We start from the raw sequence: 14955 nt of genomic DNA on the forward strand, positions 1-14955 counted from the left end.
AGTAAAATTTAAATAAAAAATCAAAGTGAGGGAAGAGGATGGCGGTTACATACAATCCGCAAACGAAGCAGTTTCATTTGCGGGCGGGCAAGGCAAGCTACGTGATGCAGCTTTTCCGCTCCGGCTATTTGGCTCATATCTATTGGGGAAAAGCGGTGCGCGATGTTCGGGGGGAGCGGAGGTTTTCGCGGCTGGATCGCGCGTTTTCCCCCAATCTCGCCCCATCCGACCGCACGTTTTCGCTCGATACGCTGCCGCAAGAATATCCGGCCTATGGGAATACCGATTTCCGTGCTCCAGCGTATCACGTGCAGCTTGAGAACGGTTCGACGGTGACGGATTTGCGCTACAAGACGCACCACATTTACAAAGGGAAGCCTAGACTGAACGGACTGCCGGCGACATACGTGGAGCATGAACAGGAAGCGGAGACGCTCGAAATTGTCCTTGGAGATGCGCTGATCGGTCTAGAGGTCACGTTGCAGTATACGGCGTATGAAAAATGGAACGTCATCACGCGCGCGGCCCGTTTTGAAAACAAAGGCGGCGAGCGGTTGAAACTGCTGCGTGCGCTCAGTATGAGCGTTGATTTCCCAACTGCTGACTATGATTGGATCCATCTCCCCGGAGCGTGGGGGCGCGAGCGCTGGATCGAGCGCCGCCCGCTTGTGACCGGCGTGCAAGCGGCGGAAAGCCGCCGCGGCGCGAGCAGCCACCAACAAAACCCATTTATCGCGCTCGTCGCCAAAAACGCTGATGAGCATCAAGGCGAAGTGTACGGGTTCAGCTTTGTGTACAGCGGCAATTTCCTCGCCCAAGTCGAGGTCGACCAGTTTCACACCGCCCGTGTCTCGATGGGAATCAACCCGTTTGATTTCACATGGCTGCTTCAGCCGGGTGAGTCGTTCCAAACGCCGGAAGTGGTCATGGTCTACTCCGACCAAGGGTTAAATGGGATGTCGCAAACGTACCATGAACTGTACCGCACCCGCCTGGCGCGCGGCGCATTCCGCGACCGCGAACGCCCGATTTTGATCAACAACTGGGAAGCAACGTACTTCGATTTTAACGAAGAAAAACTCGTCAACATTGCGAAAACGGCAGCGGAACTAGGCATCGAACTGTTTGTGCTTGACGATGGCTGGTTTGGCAAGCGCGATGACGACCGTCGTTCGCTCGGCGATTGGATCGTCAACCGGCGCAAGCTTCCGAACGGCTTAGACGGGTTGGCGAAACAAGTGAACGAACTTGGACTCCAGTTCGGCTTATGGGTCGAACCGGAAATGGTGTCGCCAAACAGCGAACTGTACCGGAAACACCCCGACTGGTGTCTGCATGTGCCCAACCGCCCGCGTTCGGAAGGACGAAACCAGCTTGTGCTCGATTATTCCCGCGAAGACGTTTGCGACTATATCATCGAGACGATCTCGAACGTCCTCGCAAGCGCGCCGATCACGTACGTGAAATGGGACATGAACCGCCATATGACGGAAATCGGCTCGGCTGCCCTGCCGCCTGAGCGCCAACGCGAAACGGCGCACCGCTATATGCTTGGACTGTACCGCGTCATGGACGAGATGACCTCGCGCTTTCCGCACATTTTGTTTGAAAGCTGCTCAGGAGGCGGGGGGCGGTTTGACCCGGGGATGCTGTATTATATGCCGCAAACATGGACGAGCGACAATACCGATGCCGTCTCACGCCTGAAAATTCAATACGGCACGAGCCTCGTCTATCCGATTAGTGCGATGGGCGCCCACGTCTCGGCGGTGCCGAACCACCAAGTCGGGCGGGTGGCGTCGCTCAAGACGCGCGGCCATGTCGCGATGTCAGGCAACTTCGGCTATGAGCTCGATATCACGAAATTGACGGAAACAGAAAAACAAATGATTAAGCAACAAGTCGCGTTTTACAAGGACGTGCGCCGCCTCGTCCAGTTCGGCACGTTTTATCGACTGCTAAGCCCGTTTGAAGGCAACGAGGCGGCGTGGATGTTCGTCTCTGCCGACCGCTCGGAAGCGCTCGTCGCCTACTTCCGCGTTCTGGCCGAAGCGAACGCGCCGCTGTCATACCTGCGCTTAAAAGGGCTTGACCCGAATCAAGACTACGAAATCGAGGGACTTGGCGTTTACGGCGGCGACGAGCTGATGTATGCCGGAGTGGCCTTGCCGTACCGCTCTGGCGATTTTATCAGTATGATGTGGCGATTGAAAGCTGTTCAACGATAAGAAGGGATGCTGTCGCTCGAGCCTATGCACCAGTCATAAACGAATTGAACCCGGTGTCTTAGATGCCGGGTTCAAACTGTTTGAGCTTCTCGATGATGCGACGCTTCCGATAGAGCATCTTCCCGGTTTCGGCGATGTCTTCCATAAACGATTTGTTAAACAGCGAACCGAAAATGACACCGATGATCGGAACGGCTTGAAACAGCTTTTTCCACCCGTATTGGTCGCGGAACGTCATCATCACTTCCCGCCAGCCTTGCAGTTCGGAAAAGACGCGCCCGCGTTCATTGGAGAACGACGAAAGTTCGTCCAAAATCGCTTTTTTCCCGACGATGTCCGCCGCGGCAAACTGCAGGCATTTGACGACAAACACGCGCTCCTCTTTTTCCTTCGGGTCATATCCGTACACGATGGCGATCTCTTGCAGCGTTTTCAGCGCTAAGCCGAGAAGCGCTGGAATGTCTACCGCCAGCGTCAGCGCCCCGCCAATTCCAGTTGCCGCCCCTTGCAGCTGGGCGAACGTGACGCGCGCATCGATCAATTCATCGCAGACGCGATCCATTGTCTCAAGCGGCAAGTGCGGCACTTGCGCAAGCGACGATACCCCGAGCCGAGTGAATATTTTCTTTTCATTCACTAAATATTGCCCGCCGCTTTGAATATAGCTGCCCAACTCATCAAGCAGCTGCCCGAGTTTTCGATGGACGACTTTTGGCGTCAGCTTATCCAGCACTTGAAATGGCAAGCGGCCAAGCTTTTCCCAAAACCATAGGTCTTTTTGGGAGTGTTCCCACTGTTCGATTTGCTTTAATTCCTTTTGTAAATGTAGTTTGGCATCCATGTTTTGGGCCTCCATATTCGTTCTATGCTTTAGGATACATCGACCTTTGTGAATTATACGAATGAGTATAATGTTTTGGTTTCGTTTTGAGCGAAATCAAACAAAAAAATAGTAAACATTCAAAAAAAGTTGTTTAAAAATAGTAGACAGATGATTTTGAATTTGTTATGATGAAAGCGTAAACATTTTTACTTAAACAGTTAAGTAAAAACGAGCTTCTTTATAAGTGAATGGATGGAGCTTGGAGATCAAGAGAGTCTATCCTCTTGGGTGTGGCTCTAATAAAAGTTGGTCACTTTGTTAGTGATCAGAATCCCATTGAAGTATATAGAGAATTTCGTTTTAATCATTCAATAAAACTTGTTTGAATTTATCAAGGTTTATAAAAGTAGGTGAATAAATAGTGATGCCAAAGTTGATGGTTGATTCGTCAAATACAGAGGTAGCGACGAGGGTATTAACTACTAATCTAGATGATTTTGTGGAGATTGCCAAAGCTTTGTCGAGTGATTTGCGGGTCGCCATCTTTAAAAAGCTGCTCGAACGTCCGATGAATGTCGTAGAAATTGCCGAAATGTTCAACATTCCCCCATCCACGGCGGCGGTGAATATTAAAAAGCTGGAGGACGCCAACTTAATTCGCACAGAAATGGTTCCAGGTACAAGGGGAACACAAAAAATATGCGCCGCAGTATTTAGCAAGATTATCGTGGAAACAGGGGGACCTGTACAAGTCCATCATCATGATTTTATAGAGATTTCTATGCCAGTTGGACATTTCTTTGATTTTCAGGTTTCGCCGACATGCGGTATTGTAAGCGATTCCAAGATTATCGGCGAGCTTGATGATCCAAGTTCATTTCTTGAGCCTGAACGAACGAACGCCCAGTTAATTTGGTTTCGGCACGGGTTTGTTGAATACCGATTCCCTAATCGCACCCCTCCTGGAGCGAAGGTAAATAATCTTGAGCTCATGATGGAAGTCTGTTCGGAAGCGCCGTTGCATAACCCAAATTGGCCATCTGACATCACGCTCTGGATTAACGGAATAGAAGTGGGAACATGGACGAGCCCAGGTGACTTTGGCGGTGAACGGGGGGTTTTGACCCCTTCATGGTGGAGTGAGGTCAATACACAATTCGGCCTTCTCAAAACATGGCGTGTCACTGATCAGGGAGCGTTTATCGATGGGCGAATCATATCCGATGTGACAGTGGATGATCTCCGGTTGGAGCAAGCCTCATTTATTACCGTCCGCATCGGTGTAAAACCGGACGCAATTAACGACGGAGGAGTCAATTTGTTTGGAAGAAAATTTGGCAACTATGAAACTGATTTGGTGATGCGTCTCCGTTTTACTAGATAGGCCTACTAGTTTTCTTTCATATAGATAACTAGATAGGGATGAATGTTGCGATTTTAAAAGTTAAAAGGGGGTAGTTTTATGAGTTGGTTAAAGAAGACAAAAGGGATTGCGGTAGCTGCTCTTCTAGGTGCATCGTTGATGGTGGCAGGGTGTAATGCAAAAACATCCGGAGATGCATCTTCCTCTCCAACTTCGGGAGGAAAACAAGAAATTACATTCTGGACGCCGTTCTCCGGACCTGATGGCCCATTTATGAAAAAAATTGTTGATGATTACAATAAGCAATCTGATAAGTACCACGTAAAGTTTCAAATCATCCCAAGCGGAGAGTATTATAAGCAAGTCGACCTAGCTTTAAGCACAGGAAAAAAACGTCCGGATCTTATGATTATGCATGTTGACCAAATACCGACTTATCAAAAGAAGGGGCAATTGCAACCTGTTGATGATATAGCCGCTAAAGCGGGGATTAAAAAAGAAGATTTTGTCGAGGCGCCGGTTAAGTATGCAACAATTGATGGAAAGTGGTATGGAATTCCATTGGATATTCACCCGTTAGTTCTGTATTACAACAAAGATTTATTTAAAGCGGCTGGAATTGATCATCCGCCTACCAATCGAGAAGAATTTATCGAAGCGGCTAAAAAATTGACCGACCCATCAAAGGGGCAATGGGGATATGTCGTTCCAACTCTTTGGCCGCAACAGTTCATTTTCCCGACTATTGTAGGACAGAATGGTGCGAAACTGGCCGATGAACAAGGAAAACCCCGATTGAATTCTCCGGAAGCAGTTGAAGCACTGACGTTTTTAAAAGACTTAGTTTACAAGTATAAAGTGTCGCCGGAAAAAGTAGCCCAAGATGGCGAAGTGACGTTGTTCCTCCAAGGGAAAAACGCCATGCAGCTGAATGGGCCTTGGATGAAGGACCAGTTTGATAAGGCAAAAATTAATTACGGAGTAGCTCCGGTGCCGCAACTTGGTACGAAACAACAGGCCGTGCAAGCAGGGTCTCACACGTTTGTCATTCCGAAGGACGTGAAGGATTCAAAAGTTCTTGAAGGAATTGGTGATTTTTTGAAATATGTAGCAGGTCACTCGATCGATTGGGCGCAGTCCGGCCAAGCCGTAGCATCGAAACAAGTTCTTGCAAGTGACGAGTTTAAGAAATTGACACAACAACAAACGATTGTCGCCCAACAATTTGATTATGTGCAATTTAACCCGCCTATCATCAACTGGGGAGCCATGACGGCTGATCTTTACAAACAAATCAATCTCGTGCTTCTCGGGCAAAAGGATCCACAAAAGGCGTTGGACGAAGCGCAAGAAAAAGCGTTGCAAGTCAAATAACACAATGGATCAGGCAGGTGGCATCACCTGCCTGATTAAATAGTATAGGGTGGTGAGTTAATGAAAAACAATCCCAAGCCGCAATTGACGCCACATTTACCATCTGATCGAGCTTCAGTGAATATAAAAGTCGAACGTTCTAAACAGAAGTGGAAGTCAAAGCTAACGTCTAGTTTATTCGTTTTACCGTACCTCGTCTGCTTTATCGCCTTTTTAGTGTATCCTCTTGTCCACGGGATTATGATGAGCTTTCAAGATTACGAATTGCTGTCAGCAGAACGCCATTTTGTTGGTTGGCAAAATTATATTGATATTTTCACGGAAGGGAACTACCTCCATACAAGTTTTTTTCAAGGACTGCTTGGAACGATTAAGTTTGTCATTTATTCTGTTCCCTTTTTAATCGTCATCGGTTTAGCGTTAGCTTTGTTGGTGAATTCGCTTCCTTCTAAAATTCGCGGAGTGTATCGCACCATCTTTTTTATGCCGTATGCGGTTTCGGCATCCGTAATGGCCGTGATTTTCATTCGTGTGTTTGATACGAACGCAGGACTTCTTAATATCATATTAAGCAAACTCCATCTCGGGTCGCAAATTGGCTGGCTTACCGATCTTCCATGGGTTTGGATTGCCCTTGTCGGCGCTACGCTTTGGTGGACCATTGGGTTTAATATGCTTATTTTTATCAATGCCCTTAACGAGGTGTCGGAGGAAATGTATGAAGCCGCAAAAATCGACGGAGCTAATGCATGGCAGCGGTTCATATACATTACCTTGCCGTCGATCCGGAGAATTATGATTTTTGTAGTGATCACCTCAACGATTGCTTCGTTTAATATTTATGCTCAGCCATTCTTGATGACCCGTGGAGGACCCGGCTCGGAAACAACCGTGCTGCTGATGAACGTCTTCGACGTGGCGTTTGGCCAGCATCGAATGGGAGCGGCATCCGCCATGGCATTATTAATGGCGTTAATGATTATAGGTGTTTCTATTATCCAATTTCGTCTCGCGAATAAAAGGGAGGGGTGAATACGATGAGGTATATGAAATCTGCGCTTCTCATTACAATCGCAAGCATTTTGGCAGTAGTGTTTATCATGCCGCTATTATGGATGGTTTCGATATCTTTCAAGGACGACATCGAAGCCATATTGCCGAATTTGAATGTGATTCCGGACAACCCGACGTTTGCCAATTATAGTAATGTGTTAACGGGGGGAGAATTAAACGTTCCGATCCTTCGATGGATATTCAACTCTTTATTTGTTGGGATCGTTACTACAATATTAGTCGTAACGATTGATGCCTTAGCGGCATACGGATTAGCGCGCTTGGACATTCCGTTTAGAAAAACGATATTTTCAATCATTGTGAGCACGATGATGATCCCGAGTATTGTTTGGTTTCTGCCGCTGTATGCCGAATTCAACAGCCTTGGGTTGATTGACACCTATTGGGCGCTAATTTTGCCTTATACAGCGGGAGCGTTTGGGGTATTTTTGCTTTACCAGTTTTTCTCTTCCTTCCCCAAAGAAATTGAAGAAGCAGCCTATTTGGATGGCGCGAATAAATTCCAAATTTTTTATCGGATCTTATTGCCATCAGCGAAACCCGCACTATGGACGCTTGCCATTTTAACGTTTATGGGAGTATTCAATGATTTCGTCTGGCCGCTGTATGCGACTAACTCGGATGAAATGAGAACGTTGACAGCGGGAATTGCGATTATGACACAGGGAAGTTATGTCAATATGCCAAATAAACTAATGGCTTTATCGACAATTGCAACCATTCCCGTTATGGTGATTTTCTTAATTGGCCAAAAGTCGTTCGTGAAAGCTGTCACACAAGCCGGGATTAAATAATGATCAAGGAAAGGGAAGAGAATGTGAAAGACAAAAAACGAATCGTGTACACGTTGGCATCTCTTCTCGTTATCGGTGCTATCGGAGGAGTTTGGCTGTTGCTGAGGCCAGAACGCTATCAAAATCCTATTTTCGGTCCGACGTTTGCTGACCCATCCATTATTAAAGGAAGTGACGGATACTATTATGCTTACGGCACGGAGGACGACTGGGGAGATGGACATGGACCGCACCTGATTCCGATTATTCGCTCGAAAGATTTGATTCATTGGACATTTTATCGAGATGCGTTTGCACAAAAACCTGGTTGGAAAGAAGGAGGAGGAGGCTTATGGGCTCCCGATATTTCCTGGCATCAGGATGGAAAATATTATTTATATTACGCCTTCTCTATTTGGGGAGATCCGAATCCTGCCATTGGGGTAGCTACTGCTGCAAAGCCGGGCGGTCCGTTTACAGACCACGGTCCGTTGTTTACAAGCGAAAGTATCGGCGTGGATAATTCGATTGACCCTCAATTTTTTCAAGACGAGGACGGAAAATCGTATTTGTTTTGGGGGAGTTTCCATGGGATTTATGGAGTTCAGCTGACTGACGACGGGCTCCATACCGTTGGCCAAAAGTTTCAAATCGCTGATACAAGTTACGAAGCGCCCTATGTAATCAAGCGAAATGGATTTTATTATCTTTTTGTTTCAGCAGGTACTTGTTGTGATGGGGAGAATAGTACGTACCATGTAAGAGTTGGACGTTCCGAGTCAGTGAAAGGACCGTATAAAGACCGGAAAGGAATTCCTCTTCTAGAAGGTGGTGGCACCACGATCCTAGCTTTCAACGAAAAGCCTGGAAAAAATGGCAAGCAATTTGTCGGTCCTGGCCATAATGCTATCGTTACAGATGATAAAGGCAATGATTGGATCGTATATCATGCCATTGATGAAGATGATCCAAGATTGTTAAACGGGGCAACAAAGCGCCCTTTGATGATTGATCCGATCATTTGGGAAGATGGATGGCCTAGCGTTAGAAACCAAGAACCAAGTACAGACCTAACGGAAGGGCCTTACATCAAGTGATTGGCGACAGTATTAAACCGAAAGAACCAAAGGGAGGACAGCATGGAGAAGGGGTTTCGAACGATAAGAAAATGGAAGACAAACGATATTCATATAAGGGATCCATTTGTTTTTCCTTATGCTAAAGAGGGGAGATACTACTTGTTCGGTACGACATTTGCTGATGGATGCGGGGATCAAGATCCGGTTTTCGAAGTGTACGCGAGTGACAACTTGGATGATTGGGAGGGCCCGTACATTGCTTTTCGGCCTCCAAAAGGTTTTTGGGGAGTAAGGCAGTATTGGGCGCCTGAAGTATTTGAAATAGACGGCCGCTTTTACATGTTTGCCACATTCAAAGGAGGAATTGGGGAACACAGGGGCACTGCCATTCTCGTATCCGACCATCCGGCTGGCCCGTACCAACCTCATAGTGAAGGCCCGGTCACCCCTAGGGACTGGGAGTGTTTAGACGGAACGTTTTATGAAGACCGTCATGGTCAGTGGTGGCTCGTATTTTGCCATGAGTGGACGCAAGAGTACGATGGAAAAATTAAAGCCATTCGTTTAACGAAAGATTTAAAGAGGTCATATGGCGAAGTAATTGATATTTTACACGCCTCATCAATGAAATGGATTCGCCTTTTTGGCGACCCACGAATTGAAAAGGAAGGATTTTTAACTGATGCCCCCTTTATGTATCAAGCAAAAAACGGGGAGTTAATCATGCTCTGGTCGAGTTATTCTAAGCCTAGTTATGGGGGGGATGGGGGATACGTAGTGGCTGTTGCCCGATCGAAAAGTGGTGATATTGCTGGGCCATGGGTCCATGACGAACCATTGCTGTTGGATCGAAACGCAGGGCATGCGAGTCTGTTTAGAGACTTTCAAGGGAGATTATATATGTCGGTGCATTATCCAGATACCCCTCATGGGAGCGAAAGGCCATTGTTTATCGAAATGGCTGAGACGGAAAACGGGTTGAAAGTTGCAGAGGAAGCTTGTTCTTTTTAAGGGTTCCCATCTGGTTTTATTAACGATATAAAACAAGGAATAGGAGAGGGCAATAATGAACATTCCACGTCCAGAATACCCACGTCCGCAATTTGTTAGAACAGATTGGATCAATTTAAATGGCGAATGGAAATTTGAATTTGATGATGAAAATCGAGGCATTCAAGAAAAATGGTATGAAAACCATGAATATAGCCAAACGATCCGCGTTCCGTTCTGCTATCAGAGCGAGTTAAGCGGGATTGGCGTGACCGACTTTCATGATATTGTTTGGTATAAGCGAACGTTTGAACTGCCAGATGAATGGAAAAACAAACGGCTTCTTTTGCATTTCGGGGCGGTCGATTATCGCTCTTCTGTATGGGTGAACGGGCAGTTTGTTTGTTCCCATGAAGGCGGACATACCCCATTCCATGCGGAGATTACGCATGTTGTGAAAGAAGGGGAAAACGAAATTGTTGTACGGGCCGAAGACTACTCAAAAGAGTTGGATCAACCGCGCGGAAAACAATATTGGAAGGAAAAGTCAGAGTCAATTTTTTACACAAGAACAACCGGCATTTGGCAAACTGTCTGGATCGAGGCAGTAGCCGCGACGTATCTAGAAAAGGTAAAAATGACACCGAATGTGGATACAGACGAAATTTTGATTGAATATGCAATAAATAACGTCCAAGAAAACCAAAAACTAGAGATTGAAATTTCTTTTGATGGACAGTTAATTGCCAAAGATGAAGTACACCTTGTTGAAGGAAAGGGGAGCCGCCGCATTTATTTGCATGATTTCAATGTTCACGGTCCTGGAAGACTGTGGAGTCCGGAACACCCAAATTTATATGATATTGTCTTTACAATTCGGGAAAATGGGCATGTAGTCGATCGTGTGGAAAGTTATTTCGGCATGAGAAAAATCTCTGTGGAAAATGGCGTCATTATGCTAAACAATCGCCCGTACTATATGAAGCTTGTTTTAGATCAAGGCTATTTTCCAAAAGGAATTTTGACTCCGCCGTCTGACGAAGACATTAGAAAAGATATTGAGTTGACGAAAGAAATGGGCTTTAACGGTGTAAGGAAGCATCAAAAAATTGAAGATCCGCGTTATTTATATTGGGCCGATAAACTTGGGCTTCTCGTTTGGGGGGAAATGGCCAACAGCTATATATATACAGACGAGGCGGTAAAGCGTATCACGAGCGAGTGGCAGGAAGCCATCGAGCGCGATTACAACCATCCGTCGATTGTTGTTTGGGTGCCGCTCAATGAAAGTTGGGGGGTGCCGCGCCTGCTTGCTGATCAACGCCAGCAAGCCCATGCCTTAAGTCTTTACTATTTAACAAAATCGTTAGATCCGACAAGACTTGTTGTTTCGAATGACGGATGGGAACATACGAAATCCGATCTTTGCACCATTCACGATTATGAGCCGAATAAAGAAATCCTTAAGGAACGTTACCGTACACTTGAAACGATTTTGCATTCCCAGCCTGGCCATCGGTTGATTTACGTGCCAGGGTATGAGTATCGTGGAGAACCAATTTTAGTCACGGAATTTGGTGGAATTGCCTACAAGAAGAGCCATTGGGACGGTTGGGGATATTCAGGCGCCGAAAATGATGAGGACTTTGCGGAACGCTATTATCAGGTTGTTTCCGCTATGCTGGAATCACCTCTTGTCCAAGGTTTCTGTTACACGCAGCTGACAGATGTAGAACAAGAAATTAACGGGTTGTTGACGTATGATCGGCAACCGAAAATCGATCTTCAGATTATTCGGGCTATTAATGAGGGAAAGGATTATAAGCGCATTCCGTACGGAATTAAGCAATGAGGAGCTTTATGCAGCAGGGCAATTCAGTTTGAAAGGGAGAGAAAAATGGAATATCGGACGCTTGGAAAATCTGGGATAAAGGTATCGGAAATTGGCTTTGGAGCTTGGGCTATTGGCGGAGATGCGTGGGGTCCTGTAGATGATCAACAATCGATCCAAGCGATGAATCACGCTTTGGAGTTAGGTGTTAATTTCTTCGATACAGCTGACGTCTATGGGAACGGTCATAGTGAAACATTAATAAGTCAAATCATAAAAGGTAAAAGGGATCGAATTATTCTTTCTACAAAAGGCGGGTTAATGGGCCATAGCCGGAAACCAGAACCGATTTATGATCAGCCTGAAAAAGTGATTCAGGCGTTTGAGGATAGTTTGAAACGATTACAGACCGATTATATAGATGTATATTTCTGTCATATTTGGTGGCATGTTGAACAAGAGACAGAAGCCTTTCTCGAAGCGTTTGACAAGTTGAAACGGGATGGAAAGGTTCGGGCTGTTGGCGTCTCTACTGACGATTTCGAGTATTTAAAAACGTTTAATCGCCATAAATCTATAGACGTGTTACAGATCGATTACAGTATTTTAAATCGGGCGGCGGAAAAGGAAATTCTTCCATACTGCCAAGAGGAGAACATTGGAGTAGTTGTACGAGGGCCACTGCAAAAAGGTTTATTAACGGGGAAATTCACAAAAGCAACGACTTTTACAGGAAATGATGTCCGGCAGTACTGGGATCGAAAGTGGTTTGAAGAACAAGTCGAGAAGGCAGGGAAGTTAAAATCGTTAGAGCGGGAAGATCGAACCCTTGGGCAATTGGCACTGCAGTTTGTTCTTTCTCATTCGGCTGTTTCAACAGCCATTCCGGGAGCCAAAACGGCAAAACAGGTTACAGAAAATGTCGGAGCTTCTACCCGGCCATTATTAACTGAAGGGGAACTTGCTTATATTAATGAAATTAGCCCAGTTTGGTAATGCAGGGAATAAAGAGGTTATGGTTTTACTAAATTATTAGTTGGTAGGAGTTCCTGCCCGTAATCAAACTGATAAGATATGGATGAAGGACGTCAGTTCGTGAAGAGTGTCCTGTAAAGGTTGGTCGATATCGACTTGTATTAAGAGAGCGCGTCAATGAATAACAATAACAGCCTTAGGGAAAAGGTGTCAGACCATTTGTTTCCCTAAGGCTTTTTATATCGCTATCCACTCAAGCCTTCTTCTCTCATGATGCGAGCGACCGTCTCTTGAGACACACGAATCCCTTGTTTGCGTAGTTCTTGCGTAATTTTTGGGCTTCCGTAAATCTTACGGGACTTTAGATACTCATTTCGAATTTGTTGAGTGAGTTGTTCTTTTCGTTCTTCTGTTTACTTTTCGCACGCTTGAGCCAGTCGTAATACCCACTTCTTGAAACACCGAAAATTTGGCACATCTTCACCACGCGAAATTCATTCGGTGTTGAAAAATGAATGCGTAAATTACTTCTAGTTTCTGGTGAAGATGCCTAATGTCTTTTTTAGGATCGCTAATTCCTTCTCCAACTCTTGATTGCGACGGCGTAACTCGATGATTTCTTGATTTTGTGGCTTGATGTTGCCTGAACCTACAAAGCTTGTTCCATTGCTTTCTTTGTATTCTTTGACCCAACGATGAAGAGTGTTGTAAGCCAAACCTAACTCTTTTTTGACACTTGGGCGATGGACTTGTCCCCCTCCAAGCATAACTCAACCGCTTGAATCTTGTATTCTTGATCAAATGTTCTCTTTTTCATGATTGGACACCTCGAACCTGTTGTAATTTATTATAATCCCCCTGTTCTCCGTGTCCAATTTTTAGACTAACATCAAGGAGAATATCAGTAACTTTCTGTGAAAATGTGAGCTACCATTTTCATGCCTAGGTAGAGAGCAAAAGTTGCTCATGAATGTTTTGTTAAGAGAAAGTGCGGAAAATTGTTTATATGGGCGGTTGCTTGATAAGTTAGCCATTTGATTGATACGATCTTAATACTAGACAAGACAAAATGCCTAAACAGAAGAGTTGTGGATACCATCTCCCCTGTTCGTTTTTTGGAAACGAACAGAGGGGATTTATTGTGTCTAAAAAATAGTATTAATTTTTATTGATCTTTGATAAAATATTAACTAAAATATTTACTAAAGAAAAAGTTTAAGGAGGCCCTCTCATGATCCCCATCTTAAAACAGCAATTTATCGAACTTTTTAGCGGCTTAGGCGAAGGCATCCGCACTTTCTTCGCCCCCGGCCGCGTCAATTTGATCGGTGAGCATACGGATTACAACGGCGGGCATGTGCTGCCGTGCGCGCTCGAGATCGGCACGTATGCGCTTGTCCGGCAAACGGATGAGCCGTTTGTCCGCCTTTACTCCCAAAACTTCCCGGAAACGGGAGTGATCACTGTCTCTTACGATGACTTGTCATACCGGAGCGAGCACGGCTGGGCGAACTACCCGAAAGGGATCTTGGCTGCGTTTCAAGCGCTCAGCCCGCTGGAGACCGGATTGGACATTTTGTATTACGGCACGATCCCGAACGGCGCAGGACTGTCGTCATCCGCGTCGATTGAGCTCGTGACCGCGGTCATGCTCAATGAACTGTTCAGGCGCGGGCTTGACCAGCTGGAACTTGTGAAAATGAGCCAAACCGTAGAAAATGAATACGTTGGCGTCCATTGCGGCATTATGGATCAGTTTGCCGTCGGCATGGGGAAACAAGATTGCGCCATTCTATTGAACTGCCAGACGCTCGAGTACCGCTATTTGCCGCTCGTGCTCAACGATTGTTCGATTGTCATCGCGAACACAAACAAAAAGCGCGGCTTGGCGGACTCGGCGTACAACGAGCGGCGGGCGACGTGCGAGGCGGCTCTCGCGAAGCTGCAAAGCGTGCGGAACATCGCCTCGCTCGGCGAGCTGACAAGCGCAGAGCTGGCCCGTTATGAACATCTTCTTTCCCCGCTTGAGCAAAAACGGGCCCGCCATGCGGTGACGGAAAACGAGCGGACTCTTGAAGCCGCCCGGGCGCTTGAGCGCGGAGACCTGATCCGCTTTGGCGAGTTGATGAAACAGTCGCATTTGTCGCTGCGCAATGATTACGAAGTGACAGGTGTTGAACTCGACACGCTCGTTGAAGCGGCATGGTCGCACGAAGGAACGGTCGGGGCGCGCATGACCGGAGCAGGATTCGGCGGCTGCACGGTGAACATTGTGAAAAAGGCATGCGTTCAAGATTTCATTGAACGGGTCGGAAACGCGTATGCCGAAAAAATCGGTTATGAAGCAAGCTTTTATGTCGTTGAAGTTGGTGACGGGGCGAGAGAACTCACGGAACTGGAGGAGATGAGCCGATGATTTTTCGGCATAATTTTAGTGTCATCATG

The 14955-nt window shown here is 46.3% G+C and carries 12 protein-coding genes and 1 pseudogene; 10 read left to right on the plus strand and 3 right to left on the minus strand.

Features of this window, described 5'->3' with window-relative positions; all coding sequences use genetic code 11:
* The first annotated feature begins 38 nt into the window (after window positions 1–38).
* Window positions 39–2228: an alpha-galactosidase gene (locus T260_RS128995; protein WP_023634030.1), complete on the plus strand. Its 2190-nt coding sequence runs from the start codon at window positions 39–41 to the stop codon at window positions 2226–2228.
* 58 nt (window positions 2229–2286) lie between these two features.
* Here T260_RS128995 and T260_RS128990 read toward each other — a convergent pair whose 3' ends face one another.
* Window positions 2287–3069 (minus strand): EcsC family protein, encoded by a 783-nt coding sequence (locus tag T260_RS128990; RefSeq protein ID WP_023634031.1) that lies wholly within the window; start codon window positions 3067–3069, stop codon window positions 2287–2289.
* 406 nt (window positions 3070–3475) lie between these two features.
* On the opposite strand from T260_RS128990, the gene T260_RS128985 reads away from it, so the two are divergent.
* The 8 genes from T260_RS128985 to T260_RS128950 all read left to right on the plus strand — a co-directional run bounded on the left by T260_RS128985 (window position 3476) and on the right by T260_RS128950 (window position 12531).
* Window positions 3476–4435, plus strand: coding sequence for an ArsR/SmtB family transcription factor (locus tag T260_RS128985; RefSeq protein ID WP_227016061.1), 960 nt, complete (start codon window positions 3476–3478; stop codon window positions 4433–4435).
* A 78-nt stretch (window positions 4436–4513) separates the two neighbouring features.
* Window positions 4514–5788: an ABC transporter substrate-binding protein gene (locus T260_RS128980; protein WP_023634033.1), complete on the plus strand. Its 1275-nt coding sequence runs from the start codon at window positions 4514–4516 to the stop codon at window positions 5786–5788.
* A 60-nt stretch (window positions 5789–5848) separates the two neighbouring features.
* Window positions 5849–6820, plus strand: a complete 972-nt coding sequence (locus tag T260_RS128975) for a carbohydrate ABC transporter permease (RefSeq protein WP_023634034.1) — start codon at window positions 5849–5851, stop codon at window positions 6818–6820.
* A 5-nt stretch (window positions 6821–6825) separates the two neighbouring features.
* Entirely contained in the window at window positions 6826–7656 is an 831-nt protein-coding gene (locus tag T260_RS128970; protein ID WP_013144942.1) for a carbohydrate ABC transporter permease, read from the plus strand.
* Between the two features lie 23 nt (window positions 7657–7679).
* Window positions 7680–8732 carry a family 43 glycosylhydrolase gene (locus tag T260_RS128965; protein WP_227016060.1) on the plus strand — a complete coding sequence of 351 codons (1053 nt, stop codon included), beginning with the start codon at window positions 7680–7682 and terminating at the stop codon, window positions 8730–8732.
* A 42-nt stretch (window positions 8733–8774) separates the two neighbouring features.
* The gene (locus tag T260_RS128960; protein WP_023634036.1) at window positions 8775–9725 is read left to right on the plus strand and encodes a glycoside hydrolase family 43 protein; all 951 of its coding nucleotides are present in this window, start codon (window positions 8775–8777) and stop codon (window positions 9723–9725) included.
* Between the two features lie 55 nt (window positions 9726–9780).
* Window positions 9781–11556: a glycoside hydrolase family 2 protein gene (locus T260_RS128955; protein ID WP_023634037.1), complete on the plus strand. Its 1776-nt coding sequence runs from the start codon at window positions 9781–9783 to the stop codon at window positions 11554–11556.
* 45 nt (window positions 11557–11601) lie between these two features.
* A complete protein-coding gene (locus T260_RS128950; RefSeq protein WP_023634038.1) occupies window positions 11602–12531 on the plus strand; it encodes an aldo/keto reductase in 930 nt (309 codons plus the stop codon).
* A gap of 224 nt (window positions 12532–12755) precedes the next feature.
* Here the strand turns inward: T260_RS128950 and T260_RS1000000140780 are convergent.
* Window positions 12756–12905: pseudogene (locus T260_RS1000000140780) on the minus strand (IS3 family transposase); the annotation flags it as partial.
* Between the two features lie 135 nt (window positions 12906–13040).
* Window positions 13041–13277, minus strand: coding sequence for a transposase (locus T260_RS1000000138855; RefSeq protein ID WP_128738865.1), 237 nt, complete (start codon window positions 13275–13277; stop codon window positions 13041–13043).
* A 464-nt stretch (window positions 13278–13741) separates the two neighbouring features.
* Here T260_RS1000000138855 and T260_RS128945 point away from each other — a divergent pair, with 464 nt between their 5' ends.
* Window positions 13742–14926 (plus strand): galactokinase, encoded by a 1185-nt coding sequence (locus T260_RS128945; RefSeq protein ID WP_023634039.1) that lies wholly within the window; start codon window positions 13742–13744, stop codon window positions 14924–14926.
* The last annotated feature ends 29 nt before the right edge of the window (window positions 14927–14955 follow it).

The organism is Geobacillus thermopakistaniensis (genome assembly GCF_000498995.1).
Lineage (GTDB): Bacteria > Bacillota > Bacilli > Bacillales > Anoxybacillaceae > Geobacillus > Geobacillus thermoleovorans.